At 59.8% G+C, this 16290-nt stretch carries 10 protein-coding genes; 4 read left to right on the forward strand and 6 right to left on the reverse strand.

Features of this window, described 5'->3' with window-relative positions:
* The first annotated feature begins 12 nt into the window (after positions 1-12).
* The 4 genes from LL947_RS03575 (at position 13) to cysQ (ending at position 4529) form a co-directional block, all read left to right on the forward strand.
* The gene (locus tag LL947_RS03575; RefSeq protein ID WP_499833995.1) at positions 13-870 is read left to right on the forward strand and encodes a helix-turn-helix domain-containing protein; all 858 of its coding nucleotides are present in this window, start codon (positions 13-15) and stop codon (positions 868-870) included.
* Positions 867-1769: a sulfate adenylyltransferase subunit CysD gene (cysD, locus tag LL947_RS03580; protein WP_499833996.1), complete on the forward strand. Its 903-nt coding sequence runs from the start codon at positions 867-869 to the stop codon at positions 1767-1769. The genes LL947_RS03575 and cysD overlap by 4 nt, the downstream gene beginning before the upstream one ends.
* The gene (gene cysN, locus LL947_RS03585; RefSeq protein ID WP_499833997.1) at positions 1769-3673 is read left to right on the forward strand and encodes a sulfate adenylyltransferase subunit CysN; all 1905 of its coding nucleotides are present in this window, start codon (positions 1769-1771) and stop codon (positions 3671-3673) included. Before cysD ends, cysN begins: the two co-directional genes overlap by 1 nt.
* An 82-nt stretch (positions 3674-3755) precedes the next feature.
* Positions 3756-4529 (forward strand): 3'(2'),5'-bisphosphate nucleotidase CysQ, encoded by a 774-nt coding sequence (gene cysQ, locus LL947_RS03590; protein ID WP_499833998.1) that lies wholly within the window; start codon positions 3756-3758, stop codon positions 4527-4529.
* Positions 4530-4653: 124 nt separating this feature from the next.
* On the opposite strand, the gene LL947_RS03595 is transcribed toward cysQ, so the two are convergent.
* The 6 genes from LL947_RS03595 to LL947_RS03620 form a co-directional block, all read right to left on the reverse strand.
* Complete coding sequence (locus LL947_RS03595; protein WP_499833999.1) at positions 4654-4953, reverse strand: HigA family addiction module antitoxin; 300 nt, start codon at positions 4951-4953, stop codon at positions 4654-4656.
* A gap of 12 nt (positions 4954-4965) precedes the next feature.
* Entirely contained in the window at positions 4966-5253 is a 288-nt protein-coding gene (locus LL947_RS03600; RefSeq protein ID WP_499834000.1) for a type II toxin-antitoxin system RelE/ParE family toxin, read from the reverse strand.
* Between the two features lie 104 nt (positions 5254-5357).
* Positions 5358-5870: a transcription/translation regulatory transformer protein RfaH gene (gene rfaH, locus LL947_RS03605; protein WP_499834001.1), complete on the reverse strand. Its 513-nt coding sequence runs from the start codon at positions 5868-5870 to the stop codon at positions 5358-5360.
* A 17-nt stretch (positions 5871-5887) separates the two neighbouring features.
* Positions 5888-7219: an aminotransferase class I/II-fold pyridoxal phosphate-dependent enzyme gene (locus LL947_RS03610; protein ID WP_404416509.1), complete on the reverse strand. Its 1332-nt coding sequence runs from the start codon at positions 7217-7219 to the stop codon at positions 5888-5890.
* Positions 7216-14640 carry a type I polyketide synthase gene (locus tag LL947_RS03615; RefSeq protein ID WP_499834002.1) on the reverse strand — a complete coding sequence of 2475 codons (7425 nt, stop codon included), beginning with the start codon at positions 14638-14640 and terminating at the stop codon, positions 7216-7218. Before LL947_RS03615 ends, LL947_RS03610 begins: the two co-directional genes overlap by 4 nt.
* Positions 14637-16280: an LTA synthase family protein gene (locus LL947_RS03620; protein ID WP_499834003.1), complete on the reverse strand. Its 1644-nt coding sequence runs from the start codon at positions 16278-16280 to the stop codon at positions 14637-14639. The genes LL947_RS03615 and LL947_RS03620 overlap by 4 nt, the downstream gene beginning before the upstream one ends.
* Positions 16281-16290: the final 10 nt, after the last annotated feature.

Here is a 16290-nt window from a genome sequence, read left to right on the forward strand (position 1 = left end):
AAATAAATTTAAATGACAAAACATTTATCGCCTGAAAAGCTGAATGAGCGCCGCATCAACGCGGTTCAGCTGCGCTTGGACGGTCTCACTGTGATGGAGGCCTGTCAACGCACCGGGCTTTCTGCACCAACGGTATCTGCCGCCTGGAAGGCGTTTCGTGAAGGAGGTTGGGCGGGCGTGCCCGTTCAGCCGCGCGGGCGCCATAAGGGTCAGGCCAATGTGCTGGCGCCTGAACTCAAGGCAACGCTATGGCACCACCTGTATGACCTGCCACCTGTGGGCGAGCCTGGTTGGAATAGTGCCGATCTGGCGCAGTGCCTGGAAAAAGCGCATGGCCAGCCGGTCAGCCAGCGGGCAGTAGAGCACTGGTGGGAAGAAGAACATCTGAAACATGAGGCCTGGCCGCTGGCTTCCTTGAGCAAGGAGCGCTCGGCGCGAGGACGCTGGTACCGCCAGGCGGTGGCGCCTGTGTTCAAGCAGCTCAACAGCGCCGCGCAGCGCTGGCAGGGCGGAGTTCGCCATCTGCCACATCCGGACGGCTCCCTCTATCAAATCTATTTGCATGGTTCCCGTGGCCGGCTATGGATGCGCTGTTTCCAGCGCCCGCCGGTGGCCGAGGACTATCTGACAACGCTGAAGGCACTGGCCGCCAATGGCCCGGCCGCGCTGGTGTTTCACGGTGCTGCCTTGAGCGCTGCCCCTGAGTTGACGGCGTGGCTGGCCGCTCAGCGGGATTTCTGGCTGGTGCCTGTACCCGCCGATATTGGCCTGGTGCCTGGTGGCTCTGTTAGCGCTGGCGCAAGAAATGCTGTTTCCAAACGCTGTGCTTCTCACAGCCCTGATTCCAATAGCAAGCAGGTAAAACGATGACATCCCTTACTCATTTACAACGGCTGGAGGCGGAAAGCATCCAGATCATGCGGGAAGTGGTCGCCGAGACGGATAATCCGGTGATGCTCTATTCCGTTGGCAAGGACAGTGCGGTCATGCTGCACCTGGCGCGCAAGGCGTTTGCGCCTTCTCCGCCGCCGTTTCCGTTGATGCACATTGATACGCGCTGGAAGTTCCGGGCCATGTACGAGTTCCGTGATGATATGGCGCGTGATATCGGCATGGAGCTGATCGTGCATATCAACCCGGAAGGGGTTGAGAAGAATGTCAATCCGTTTACCCATGGGTCGGCCCTTCATACCGAGATCATGAAAACCGAGGGCCTGAAGCAGGCGCTGGATAAATACGGCTTTGATGCGGCCTTTGGGGGTGCCCGCCGCGACGAGGAGAAATCCCGCGCCAAGGAGCGTGTGTTCTCTTTCCGTACCGCCCAGCATCGCTGGGATCCGAAAAACCAGCGCCCTGAGCTGTGGAAGATCTACAACACCCGCAAGCACAAGGGTGAGTCGATCCGTGTCTTCCCGCTGTCCAACTGGACGGAACTGGATATCTGGCAGTATATCTACCTGCAGAACATTCCCATCGTGCCGCTTTACTATTCTGCCGAGCGCCCTGTGGTTGAACGTGATGGCACCCTGATCATGGTCGATGATAAGCGTATGCCGCTGGAGCCGGGTGAGGTGCCGATGATGCGCAAGGTGCGTTTCCGCACCCTGGGCTGCTACCCGCTGACCGGTGCCATAGAGTCGGAAGCCGACACGCTGCCGGCCATTATCCAGGAAATGCTGTTAACCAATACCTCGGAGCGTCAGGGGCGCGTGATTGATAACGACAGCGCCGCCTCGATGGAGAAGAAAAAGCAGGAGGGCTACTTCTAATGGCACACTCATCCGATATGATCGCCGCCGACATCGAAGGCTACCTGAAGTCCCATGAAAGCAAGGGGCTGCTGCGCTTTATCACCTGCGGCAGCGTTGATGACGGCAAGAGCACCCTGATTGGCCGCCTGCTGTTTGAATCCAAGCTGCTGTTTGAAGATCAGCTGGCTTCTATTGAAGCGGATTCCAAGAAGTACGGCACCCAGGGCGGGGATATGGATTTTGCCCTGCTGGTAGATGGCCTGGCCGCAGAGCGCGAGCAGGGCATTACCATCGATGTTGCCTACCGCTTTTTCTCCACCGACAAGCGCAAGTTCATTGTGGCGGATACCCCCGGCCACGAGCAATACACCCGAAATATGGTCACCGGTGCCTCCAACGCGGATGCTGCCATCCTGATGGTGGATGCCCGTCACGGCATCATGACCCAGACCCGTCGTCACAGTTTTCTGATGTCGCTGATGGGCATGCGCCGGGTGGTTGTGGCCATCAACAAGATGGATCTGGTCGATTACTCCAAGGCCCGCTTTGATGAAATCGTCGAGGAGTATCAGGCGTTTGCCAAGCAGTTGGGCTTTGAGAACATCACCTTTATTCCCATGTCGGCGCTCAAGGGCGATAACGTTATCGAGCATAGTGCCAGGATGCCCTGGTACCACGGCACGACCCTGATGGGGTATCTGGAAACCGTGGAAGTGGATGACGAGCGGCTGCAGCGCAACCCCTTCCGCATGGCCGTTCAGTGGGTTAACCGCCCGAACCTGGATTTCCGTGGGTTTACCGGGATGATTTCCAGCGGTGTGATCGCGCCGGGCGATGAAATCCGCGTGCAGCCGTCGGGCAGCACCAGCAAGGTATCGCGCATCTATACCTATGATGGCGACCTGGAGCAGGCTGTGGCGGGGCAGTCGGTCACCCTGCTGATGGAAGACGAGATTGATATCTCCCGCGGCGATGTCATTTCCGGGGTCAGCTCACCCGCGCAGACCGCCGACCAGTTTGAAACCTCGCTGGTGTGGATGCATGACGAGCCGTTGCTGCCGGGCCGCCCTTATCTGATGAAGCTGGGTACCCAGACGGTGTCGGCGACCGTCACGGACATCAAGTACCAGGTCAACGTGAATACCCTGGAGCATACCGCCAGCAAGCAGCTGGACCTGAATGCCACTGGTGTCTGTACCCTGAGCCTGAACAAGGCAGTGGCCTTTGACCCCTACACGGAAAACCAGGACACCGGTGGCTTTATCCTGATTGACCGTATGACCAACAATACGGTCGGGGCGGGCATGCTCAACTTTGCCCTGCGCCGCAGCCAGAATATTCACATGCAGCACGTGGATATCGGCAAGTCGCAGCGTGCGGAGGCCAAGGTGCAAAAGCCTGCTGTCCTGTGGTTCACCGGCCTTTCCGGGGCGGGCAAGTCAACCATTGCCAACCTGGTTGAGCAGAAGCTTTATGCCCAGGGCCAGCATACCTATCTGCTGGACGGCGATAATGTGCGCCATGGCCTTAATCGCGACCTTGGCTTTACCGACGCAGACCGGGTCGAGAATATCCGCCGTGTCTCTGAAGTGGCGCGACTGATGGTGGATGCGGGCCTGATCGTACTGACGGCCTTTATTTCGCCGTTCCGCAGCGAACGCCGTATGGCGCGCGACCTGCTGGACGAGGGTGAGTTTATCGAGATCTTCGTTGATACACCGCTGGATGTGGCTGAGGAACGTGATCCTAAAGGGCTATACAGGAAGGCGCGTCGCGGTGAGTTGCAGAACTTCACCGGGATTGATTCCGCCTATGAAGCGCCCGAGTCACCCGAGATCCACCTGCATACGGACAAGCTGTCGCCGGAAGATGCCGCCGATGCGATTATCAAGGCACTGCGTGAGCGCGGGCTGATTAACTGAAGGCTGGATGACCGACTCTCCCGCTGGCCCCCTGGCTGGCGGGATTTTTTTGGGTGATTTGAATCAGGACAAGGCAAACAAGATGACTATGATTGACCGGACACTGCTGGATAGTATTGAAGCGATTGCCCGCGACGCAGGCGATGCCATCATGACGGTTTACGCGCGGGAATTCAGCGTTGAAGAGAAAGAAGACAAGAGCCCCTTGACCGAAGCTGATATGGCCGCCAACGCGATTATCGTTAAGCGCCTGAACGCCCTGCCTCATGGCATTCCTGTCTTGTCGGAAGAAGACGAGGCGGGGTTTACAGGGGTGGATAGCGATGGCCGCTACTGGCTGGTCGACCCGCTGGATGGCACCAAGGAGTTTATCAAGCGTAACGGTGAGTTTACCGTCAATATCGCCTTGATTGAACAGGGCAAGCCGGTACTGGGCGTGGTGATTGCGCCTGCCCTGGGTACCGCCTACCTGGCGGCCGAGGGCCTGGGTGCCGTCAAGGTGGATGACAATGGCCAGCGCCATGCGATTCAGGTGGCTGGCAAGCCCGCAGCCGATGCCGCCTGGCGCGTGGTCGGCAGCCGCTCTCACCCCAGCCCGGATCTGGCCGCCTGGCTTGAGAAGCTCGGTGCGCATGAAATGGTGCCCATGGGTAGCTCGCTTAAGCTATGCGCCATCGCCGAGGGGGCGGCGGATGTCTATCCGCGCCTGGGCCCCACCTGTCTGTGGGATACCGCTGCCGCCCACGCCGTCGTCGAACAGGCCGGTGGCCGGGTAGAAACCCTTGAAGGCACGCCGCTGAGTTACGCCACCCCCGCTGAAAAACTCAACCCGCATTTTGTGGTTTGGGGGGTGTGAATGGTGAATGGTGAATAGTGAATAGTGAATAGTTGACCCAAGTAGGGTGGATTCCCGGCGTCATCCGCCTGGTTGGCGGATGATCGACGCAATCCACCAATACCTGATGTTTGTATTTACCCTGTCATGCTGCGTGAGGTTCGATCTCTCGGTTTATCTGATCAGCTTTGCTGATCTGCATCTGGCGGAGTGAATACTCTGTTTGCAGGTTGAGCCAGAAGCGTTCGCTGGTGCCAAAATACCGGGCCAGACGCAATGCTGTATCGGCGGTAATTCCCCGGTTCTCCCTCACGATTTCATTCATTCTGGTGGCTGGAACATGCAATGCCTTGGATAAGGCATTTACGCTCATTTCCAGAGGGTCCAGATATTCTTCGCGGAGAATTTCCCCGGGGTGGATGGGGCGCATGCCGTTGTTTGTCATAACGCTTCCTCCTTAATGATAATCAACAATTTCAACGTTTTCTGGGCCTTCGTCCGTCCATTTGAAACATAGTCTCCACTGTTTATTAATGCGGATGCTATGGCAACCTTCGCGATTACCAGTCAATAGTTCTAAACGGTTACCGGGTGGAGAGATCAGGTCATCCAATGTCTCGGCGGTTTGAAGCATGATGAGCTTTCGCTCTGCCGCTGCCTTTATCGCAGAAAAACGCCGGGTTGTTCCCGTTTCAAACAGGCATTGTGTGTCCTTGCACCGGAAGTTTTTGATCATGCCATTCATTTTATGACGTTTATCGTTAAGCGTCAAAGGTTAGGGAAGAGGATTCCTTGGCGTTGGCTGGAAAAGCCAAGGTCAAGGTGGCTTACTGATTATTCCCGCATGCTTCAAGCCTTATCCAGTTGATCCACGCTCATGACAATCTGTTGGGGGCGTTGCAGCATGTTGATCAGCACGATGGCGCGCTCTTCGCCCTTGGCACTCTTGAAGACGGCTTCGAGGTTCTTGAACGGGCCTTCCGTGATGGTGACCTTCTGCCCGGGGGTAAAGTAGCTGTGAATGCCTTCCTGCTCATGGGGTTGCTGTTTGAGGGTTTCAATCAGCGCATCGGAGACGGGCACCGGGGTATCGCCGAAGGTCAGCAGCCTGAGCACGCCTCGGGTTGAGCGAATTGGCCGCCAGTTGCTGGCAATCTGGTCCAGGCGGATAAACAGGTAGTGCGGAAACAGCGGTTCACAGACGTTGGTCAGTTTGCCGTTGCGTTTGCGTTTGGTATTCAGCACCGGGTGAAAAACGTCGAAATCCTGGTTGCCCAGGTTTTCCGCTGCTCGAAATGATTCGCCGCCTTTACACTGGATCACGTACCAGGACGGTTCCGGGTTATTGATAGGCGCGGACATGGACGATCCTTGTGTTTTCAAGCATTACTCAATAAATCTTCCAGCGCATCCAGCGTCTGGTCAACCTGTTCCTCGGTATGTTCACAAGAAATGAAAAACCTCAAGCGGGCGCTTTTTTCTGGCACTGCCGGGTGCAGGATGGGTTGTACATTCATTCCCTGTTCAAACAAGGCGTGGGACAGCTGAGCGGCCAGGGGGGAGCTTCCGACGATCACCGGCACCACGGCAGCACCAATGCTGTGACCGGTATCCATGCCTCGGGCACGGGCCTGTTCAAGAAAATAGCGTGACACAGACTGCAGTTTTTCAACCCGCTCGGGTTCCTCAGTCATCAGCTCCAGCACCTTGAGTGAGGGGGCTGCCACCTGTGCAGGCATGCCGACACTATATAGAAAACCGGGGGCAAAATAACGCAGCGTCTCGACCAGGGGAACGCTGCCAGCGATATAACCCCCGCACCCTGAAAGGGTCTTGCTCATGGTGCCCATCCAGATATCCACCTCGCGTGGGTCGATATTGAAATGCTCACGCAACCCAAGGCCGGTGTCTCCCAGCACGCCAAACGAATGGGCTTCATCCACCATCAACCATGCCTGGTGGCGGTTTTTCAGGGCGATCAGCTCAGGCAGGTCAGGAATGTCACCGTCCATGCTGTAGAGGCCTTCAACGACGACCAGGGTGCGTTCGAACTGGTGGCGATGGCGTTCCAGCAGGGCGTCCAGCGACGCCAGGTCGTTATGGCTGAAGGACATCCGTTTGGCGCCGGAGAGCTGGGCACCGACCAGTGAGCTGTTATGGATATACGCGTCGTGAACAATCAGGTCCTTGGGCCCTAGCAGGTAACCCAGGGTGGAGACATTGGTGGCATGGCCACTGACGAACACTACCGCATCATCCACCTGATAAGCCTTGGCAATGGCCTGTTCAAGCTGCTGATGAATCGGGCGTTCACCGGACACCACCCGGCTGGCAGACACCGAGGTACCATACTGTTCCACCGCCTGGGTGGAGGCCAGGTTGACCCTGGGGTCGCCGGAATAGCCCAGGTAATTGTAGCTGGCGAAGTTGATGCAGGTGCGCCCGTCAATCACGCTGGTGGCGCCTGCCGTGCCCTCATGTACCTTGAAGAAGGGATCCTTGAGGCCCAGCTGTTCAGCGCCCTGGCGCATCAGCGCAATCTGCTGGTAGCCGGGGTGGGCATCAAAGCGGGTAAAGCGCTCGGGCACCTTGCGAGATGCAGGGCGCGACGCTTGCCCGGCCAGGCCGATATTGCTGACCGATCGGGCTGAGGGGCGTTGGCGAGCCTGTTCAAGCAATTGGCGTTTGAGTTCCGAGCGCTTTGCAGTCATGTGGTTTCCTGGGTGGCGGTAGGCGTTGCCAGGCCTTCAGCGCCGTGACGTGCGGCGAGTGAGGCTAGCGCATCCTGCTGGGTGTCTTCAGCAGGGTCGTCATTTTGCTGCAGCTTATCAATCAGTACAGCAGCCAGCTTGTCGAGAGTCGAGGCTTCGCTCAGCACCATGACGGAAATGGCCACGCCAAGGCGATTTTCGATGGCCGTCATCAGTTCAACGCCCATCAATGAATCAAAGCCCATTTCGTAGACGGAGCGCTGTGGGTCGATCTTGTCTTCCTCGATCAGCAGAATGCTGGCCAGTTCCGCGCGCAGCAGATCGACAACCGCCGCGTGGCGCTCTTCCGGTGCCAGTGTCTCGAGCAGGGCGAGGATATCACCACTATCAGCGTCGGAGTGCCCATCATCATCGCTGGTGCGGGCAATTTCCTGGAAGCGCGGCGCGTTGGCTGTTGGCAGGAAGCGTGCCAGGGCATGCCAGTCAAGCTCCAGTACCCCCAGGCTGGGGGTTGCCAGCGGAGACTGCAGCATCTGCTCCAGCACCTTCAGGGCGTCGTCGGAGCGCAATGCCGAACCGCCCAGACGTTCCTGCAGGGCATCCCGGGTGCGGGTGTTACGGGCCAGAAAGCCAACATCCTCAATGGCGCCCCAGCGCACACAGGTTGCCGGTCGGCCCTGCTGCCGGCGATTAGCCGTAAAGGCTTCCAGCCAGTGGTTGGCCGCGACATAGTTGGCCTGGCCGGGATTACCAAACAGAGTGGTGGCCGAGGAATAGACCACAAAGAAATCCAGCGGGCAGTCGCGGGTCAGGGCATCCAGATGGCGGGCCCCGTCGATCTTGGGCGCCAGCACCTTGTGGATGCGTTCAGCATCCAGATTGCGGATCAGGCCGTCATCAATCACGGTAGCCGCATGCACGATACCGCGCAGCGGCGGCAATGCGAGTCTGGCCTTGGCCACCACATCGGCCAGCGCCTGGCGATCGGTAATATCGCAGGCAGCGGCCAATACCTGAACACCTTGTGCTTCAAACGCGGCTACCGCTGCCTGCGCTTCTTCGCTGGCAGGGCCGCTGCGGCTGACCAGGATCAAGGCGCGGGCACCTTTATCGACCAGCCACTGGGCGGTTTTCAGCCCGAAGCCTCCCAGCCCCCCGGTGACCAGATAACTGGCATCACTGGACAACGCCAGTGGATCATCGCCCAGCGGCTGGCTGATATCTGCGGCGATTGGCTGTTCGTAGGTAACCACAACCTTGCCGATCTGACGCGCCTGCTGCATATAGCGGAAGGCATCAATCACCTGGCTGTGGTTGAAGGCGGTAAACGGCAGCGGGCTCAAGATGCCCTCATTGAACAGTGCCATCATCTCGCCGAACAGGCGCTGGGTAAGGGCGGGCTGCACCTTCATCAGCTGGTCGGAATCAATCCCGAAGTAGCTGAGGTTGTTGCGGAAAGGCCGCAGGCCAATATGGGTGTTTTCATAGAAATCCCGCTTACCCAGCTCAAGGAAACGCCCGAAGGGCCGCAGCGCGCGCAGGTTCTGGTTGATGGCTTCCCCGGCCAGGGAGTTGAGCACCACGTCGACCCCTTCACCATCGGTATCCTGGAGGATTTCCTCGGCAAAGGTCAGTGAGCGGGAGTCATAGAGGTTCTCAATGCCCATCAGGTGCAGGAAGTCGCGCTTCTCCTGGGAGCCGACGGTGGCGTAGATATCAGCACCCAGCCACTGGGCAATCTGCAGGGCGGCAATGCCCACACCGCCGGCTGCCCCGTGGATGAGGACTTTTTCGCCCGGTTCCAGACGTGCCAGATGTTTCAGCGCGTAGTAGACGGTAAAGAAAGTGGTTGGAATGGTCGCGGCAGCGGCGTAGCTGATGCCTTCCGGCAAGGGGGCAAGCGCATGCTGGCCGGCGATCAGGCGATCGCTGAAGCTGGCCGGGCCAAAACCGACCACCGCATCACCCGGGTTCAGGTGAGTGACGGCGTCACCGGTCGCGACCACTTCACCGGCAAACTCCAGCCCTAGGGTCGGGCCGGCAAAGCCGTTTTCAATCGCTTCATCGGACAAAAGGCCCAGGGTGTACATCACATCCCGGAAGTTCAGCCCGGTCGCCTTGACCTTGATTTCCACTTCTTCGGCACCCAGCGCAGCCAATACGCGGGGGCGCCACTTGAGCTGGCGCAGCTGGCCGGGCATGGCAAACCCGAGTGTCATGGCCGAGTGATGCGCGTCTTCCGGGTGAGTGTCTGCTTGCCCGCTGTTCGCGGTATTCGGCGCGGGCAGGGAGCGCAGGCGTGTGGCAAAGCGTTGGCCTTGCGCCGTCAGCACCAGTTCGCTCTCGGCATCCGGGCTGCTCAGCGATGCGGCCCAAGCGCTCATGGCCGCCGCATCTGGTTCATCAGGCAGGTCAAGCAGGTGAACATCATGTTCCACCGCCTCATTGGCCAATGAGCGGCCAAACCCCCAAAGGGCGGCGTCAGCGGCGACGTCATGGTCCAGGCCCCGGGTTGCTGACCCAGACTGCCAGAGCGCCCCCACGCCCTGGGTGGTCAGCCAGAGGCTTGCCTTGATGCGTGCTGCTTCCAGGGCCAGTGTCCACTGCCTGGCCAGCTCACAGCGCTGTACCTGCGTGTCGACACAGGTGTGTGCCCGGGGACTGATGCCACGCAGATCCACCACGTTGAGTGTCAGTCCGGCGTGTTCGGCCAGTGTCGGCTGTGCAAGTGCCTCCTCGAGCACGCTGGCCGGTGCGGCCTGGGTCTCGACCATCCAGGCAGCTTCCTGGCGGCGTTCAAGCGCTGCCAGCAGTGACAGGGCCAGCGGGTCTTCCGGCTGATCGGTCACCAGCAGGTGCCGGCGCCTCGGCCGGGCTGTTTCCAGAACATCACTGCTGCCAAGCGCCGTGGCATGAATCAGGTAGGCGCCGTTATCATTGCCTTCCAGGGCGGTGGCCGGTGTGGCCAACCAGCCGGCATCGGTCAGCCATTGGCTGAGCATGGCCGGCTCCAGCACCGGGCGCTCGATCCCCGGGGTGGCAAGCAGATCATCCAGCCAGCGGCTGGGCTGAATCCCCAGCAACAGTACCTGCGCGCCAGGTACCAGCAGTGCAGGCAGTGTCTCTAGTAGCTGGAGGGTGCGCTCGGGATGAGTGACATCCAGGCTGACCAGGGCCAGTTGCGCTTTTTCGCCATCCGCCAGGTGCGGCATGGCCGCATCGAGCGAATGGATATCGAGGAGTGGATAGGCGTCCTGCAGCTGCTCGGCCTGGTGCAATCCCGCCTCGGTCGTGGTCAGGATGCGCTGGTGGAAGGTATCTTCGAGCACCTGGCCCTGGCGTGAGTGGGCAAGATGTTCAAGCAGGCGCTCGCCCAGAGCAGGCACGCAGCAACCTGCTTCCAACAGGCACAGGCGCTGGCCAGCCGTCTGGCTTTCCAGCAGGGTGTCAAGCAGATCAGTCAGCTGTCCAGCGATACTCTGCCAGCCACTTTCGCTTATCAGTACCCGGTTAAGACGGCTGAGTTGTTCGCTATTGATACCCAGGGCATCAATGGTGGTAGCGCCTGACTGCAGCGCCTGGCGATGCAGGCCCAGGCGGCCAACAAGGTGGATCGGTGCAAAGTAATCCGGGTAATCCTGGACCAGCAGCTGCCAGATGGCCTGGGGCGTCGGCTGCTCCGCGTCCGGCTCAGCGTCGCTGAACGCCTCACTCAGGCGATCCAGCAAGGGCGCCACTTCATTGGCGTAGCGCTCGCCGGTTTGCGTGCCATAGGCACTGACCAGGCTGCCCAGCCGGGCCATGGCGTCATCCGGGGTGGCAAGGCCGCTGCTTTCCAGTGGGGCAGGGGTCAACTGGATATCCAGGTAGCTCAAGGCCTGGTCATGCGAACGGTTCAGGCGAATGGCCTTGAAACGGACTTCCGACAGGATGGCGACGGCCTTGCCCTGGGCATCAAACAGCTCGAAATCAGCCGTAAAGGAATGTGGCGAACGCTTGCCCATAACCGCATGGGCCAGGGTGGGCGTGCCGGCCCGGGTATCCAGCTGAATACGCCCGACGCGCACCGGCACAAACGCCAGTGAGGCGCTATCCTGGTGTGCCAACAGCGGTATGAACATCTGAAAGGCGCTGTCGAGGATGCCAGGATGCAGGTGCAGCCCGTGTTGGGAGTTTAGCAGTGTCTCGTTGGCAACGATGTCGCCCACCACCCGGTTGCCTTCGATCCAGCCGTGGACAATGGCCTGAAACGCACCACTGTAATGCAGGCCAAGGTGTTCGGCCATGGCCAGATGCTGATCAAGGGTATAGTCCGGGTCGCGCGTCGGGCGCGCCGGCGCGCATCGCTCAAGCAGTGAGCCGCCGGTTTCCTGCAGCATGCGGGCCACACCGTTCAATTGCCATTCCTGGCCGACGGCCGGTTCCCGAGAGCGGATTTCCATGCGCCCGTCATGCTCCCCCATGTGCAGGCGCATCAGGCGGCCATGCGGGGTATCAAGCAGCAGGGGCGCGCGAATTTCCAGCTCTTCGACGTCGACCACCGGCGTATCCTGACGTTGAAGCGCAGCGGCCAGGGCCAGTTCGACAAAGCCAGCCCCGGGGAAAACGGCCCCTTCCCCCACCACGTGGCCCGCCAGCCAGGGCTGGCGCTGAATATCCAGCTGGCTTTCCCAGGTGCGCGCCTGCTGGGCCAGCGGGTAGCCGAGTAATGGGTGCTGATAGTAGCGCTCAAGCAGGCCCTGGCTGTCGCTGCTCGGGGTGAGCCATAGCGACTGACGCTGCCAGGCATAGCGGGGCAGGGCGACCTTGTGGCCTTCTACAGGAAAGAAGGCCTGTGGGTCCACGTCGACGCCGCTCAATAAGAGCTTGCTCAGGACAGTTGCCATGCACTCGGGGCCGGGCCTGGCGCGTTCAAGGCTGCCCAGCACCCGACCATTGATATCCTGATCACGCAGGGTGTCTGTCAGGTAGCGGCGCAGAATCGGCTGGGCACCCAGTTCAACAAAGACATTGAAGCCTTGCGTCATCAGGTTGGCCGCGGCGGCATGGAAGCGCACCGGTTCACGAATGTTTTTCCACCAGTAGGTGGCGTCCAGTGCCGTGCCGTCCAGCGCCTGGCCAGTCACGGTGGAGATATAGGGAATGCGGGTCGGGCCGGGCGTAATGTCGCTCAAGGCATCAATGACACCTGGGGCGATGGCATCCATGGCGGGGCTATGGAAGGCGTAATCCAGCGGCAGGCGCTTGGCAAAGATGCTGTGCTCCGCCAGGGCCGCTTCCAGTGAGCCCAGCTGTGCCGGGTTGCCGGCCAGGGTGACACCGTTCGGGCTATTAATGCCGGCCAGGTGAACATCATCGTAGGCGGGCTGCTCAAGCCAGGTGTGAATCTCTTCGGCGCCAAGGGCAATGGCAGTCATTTCACCCTGGCCGCGGGTCTGCCCCTGGAAGTGGCTACGGTAGTGAATCACCTTGACGGCATCGGCAAGCGAGAGTGCGCCTGACGCCCAGGCGGCCGCCACTTCACCGACGCTATGGCCAAATACTGCCGCCGGATGCACGCCATGGGCGGCGAGCCACTGAGTCAGTGCGACCTGCAGGGCAAAGAGCGCGGGTTGGGCAATCTCGGTGTCTTCAAGACGTTGTGTACCGTTATTGCCCCGAAGTTCCTCAGCGAGTGAAAAACCACCCAGTGGCTTGAACAGCCGGTCAACGTCGTCAATCGCGGCGGCAAATACAGCATCGCTGTCGAGCAGGTCACGGCCCATGGTTTCCCACTGGCAGCCGTTGCCGTCGTAGACAAACACCGGGCCTTTGGCATCACTGAGCCGATCAAAGGTTGTGACTGGCGGCAGTGGCGAGGCATCCGGGGATGGGAAATGATCGCCAGCCCCCCCGACAAAGCGTTCCAGGGCATCTGCCGCCTGCTCGGCACTATGGGCAAACACCACCGCGCCCTTGCTGTGATGTTCCCGATGTCGATAGAGCGTATAGGCAATATCGTAGAACGCATCAGTGCTGTCATTACGCAGGCGTGCCATCAGACGGGCTATGTTGTCTGTCAATGCCCCGTCGCTGCGCCCGCTGATGCGCACAGGGTAAACCTGTTGCGCTGAAGGCAGCGGTGCGGGGGTCGAGCGGGTGGCACCTTCGGGTGGACTTTCAAGAATAACGTGGGCGTTGGCGCCCCCGAAGCCGAAGGAGTTGACGCCAATCACCAGGCGTCCTTGCTTTTTCAGTGCCTGGGCCTGGGTGACAACGCTAATGTTCCATTCGTCAAACTTGATCCTGGGATTCAGCTTGCGAATGCCAATAGTGGCGGGTACTTCACGATGCTTGAGGCTATACAGGGCCTTGGCAAGGCCAGCGACACCGGAGGCGGTCTCCAGATGGCCCATATTGCTCTTGACGGAGCCGATTGGCAGTGGCGTCTGGCGATGCATGCCCAGGGCTTCGCCAATGGCGCGGCTTTCGATCGGGTCCCCCACCGCGGTGCCGGTACCATGGGCTTCCAGGTAATCAATCTCGTCCGGTGTGATCCCCGCCTGCTGGTAGGCGCGGCGCATCAGGTCAATCTGCGCGCTGGGGTTGGGCACCGTCAGGCCGGACTTGTAACCATCGGTATTAACGGCTGAACCGGCCACAACAGCGAGGATCCGGTCGCCGTCCGCCACCGCATCATCATAGTCCTTGAGCATGAAAAGCCCGGCGCCTTCCGACCGCACATAGCCATTGCCGGCTTCATCGAATACCTGGCAGCGGCCGGTCGGGGAGAGCATGCTGGCCTTTGAAAAGATGATAAAGCCGTAGGGGTGCAGGTGCAGGCTGATCCCGCCGGCCAGCGCCATGTTGGTCTCACCGCTGCGAATGGCCTGGCAGGCCTGATGAAAGGCAACCATGGATGACGAGCAGGCCGTATCCAGCGACATGCTGGGCCCGTGCAGGTCAAACACATAGGAAACCCGGTTGGAGGCAATGCTGGAGGTGTTCCCCGTCGCGGTCGAGGCATCAATGGACGCCATGTCGTCGGCCATGCGATAGGAATAATCCAGGCTGGCAACGCCCAGGAAAACGCCACACTGGCTGCCCCGCAGGCTACCCGGCTTGAGGCCGGCGTCTTCCATGGTTTCCCAGGTCAACTCCAGCAACATACGTTGCTGAGGGTCCATGTTGGCGGCTTCACGGGGTGAAATGCCAAAGAATTCGGGGTCAAACCCACTGATATCGCCCAGACTGCCTGCCGCAAAGGTAACGCTGGTGCCGGGGTTGCGCTTGTTGGGGTGCTGGAAAGCTTCCTGGCTCCAGCGGTCGGGGGCAACCTGGGTCACAAAGTCCTTTTCGGCTTGCAGATCTTGCCAGAACGTTTCAGGGGTCGTGCCAGGGAAACGATGGGCGGCACCGATAATGGCAACGCGTTTAGTCATTCTTGCTCCTGATGTTCTGGTATCGCCTTGCTCGCATCTCTACTTATACCGCGTTCGAACACCTGTTTAAACAGGTGGATGCCCACTTCTTCGGCCGGTAGCGCTGCCTGCCGCTCGTCAGGAATTTCCTGGTAAGCTTCCCTGAAACATGGCGAAGAGGCTGGTGGCGGCGAGTAGTGTGACTCGCCCTCCTGAGCATTTTCCGTTGACCATATCACATAAGGCGTCGTGCCATCAGGGGGGCCATAGGCCTGATAGGCATCCGGTAATATGGGCACATGGTCGCCATACCAGCACAGCAGCCCCTTGCGTGTCGACGCCTGCAGATGCTGTTTGATGCTGCCCAGCATGGCATCGGCCTGGCGCAGATGATGCAGGTAGACGGCCAGGTCGCGTTGATGCACAGGTAACGGCCATGGTGCGTCAGGTAATGTTGCGCCCAGTGACGAACGGGACGGCGATTCGAGATGCAGCGGGCCGTGATTTTCCATTGTGATCGTGAAAATGAACAGTGGCCTATTATCGTCATCTTTGAGCAGTCGTCCAACCTTTCTCGCCACGGCAGCATCACCGATATACTGCCCCGCGTTATCAGACGCTTCAAAGGCGTTGATATCCAGGAATTGATCAAAGCCCAAATTGGGCATTACCCGGTCACGCAGATAGAAGCTGGCAGGATAAGGATGCACACAGATACATCGATAACCTGCGTCTTGAAATACCTGTACAAGGCTGTCAATCGGCTGACGGGCCAGGCGACGATAAGGGTTGAACTGGTGAGCTCCCCAGGCTTCAGGCGCAATGCCGGTCAGAACGGCCGCTTCGGTTCTCACCGTGTTGGCACCCCAGGCGGGCACTTTCAGCTGGCCGCTTTGCAGGGTCTGCTGGCAGGTGGCATCAAAATGGGGTAACAGCGCCGGGTTGATGTCGGCGCACCAGGCGCGTGGGTCCATGAAGGATTCGCTCTGAACCATTACGACGTTGGGTAATGTGGCGAGGTCCGTGGCCTGGCCCTGGCGGTTCAGGCCCTTGGCGAATGGCGATGGGGGAGGCGTGGAGGGTGCTCGCAGCAAGGCGCCGCCGTAGGCCCAAAGGCTGGTAAACAACCCCAGCTGATGCATGTCCTGGCGTGGTAACAGGCGGGGAGACGGCATGGATGGCCAAGTGCTTGCCAGTATCACGGCCCCTGCGACGACACCCCCCAGGGTGAGTGTGGCGAAATGCGTCGCACTGACCCGGGCCATTAACGGGGTTTCCTGCAGCATGAAGGTGCCAATGGCAACCGCCCCTGCGCTGCTGGCGGCGATGGCCAGGCCAATGCCAAAAAATGGAACATAGAGTCTGGGGTGCTTGATGGCATCCCAGAAGTACTCAAAATCGTGACATATGAAAGGCTCGTTGAGGGTTCGGGATTTCGTGTTGCTGGACTGCACAACCACCAACTGCAGCGACAGAATAAAGACGGTGGCGAACCAGGGGCGCTGGAGTATCAGGGTAAAAAGCCCAAACAGGAGTAACCAGCTGCCCAGATGGATCAGCCCCGGCACGCTACCCCGTTGCCAAACCGGTAACGGCTGCGGGCGCAGCAGGCCTTCGATAAGCAGGGTACCTATGCCTCCCAGCAGAAAAGGGAGGCTCACAAGAGACACG

Origin of the sequence: Halomonas sp. BLK-85 (assembly GCF_044792155.1) — a bacterium.
In the GTDB taxonomy this organism is placed as follows: domain Bacteria; phylum Pseudomonadota; class Gammaproteobacteria; order Pseudomonadales; family Halomonadaceae; genus Vreelandella.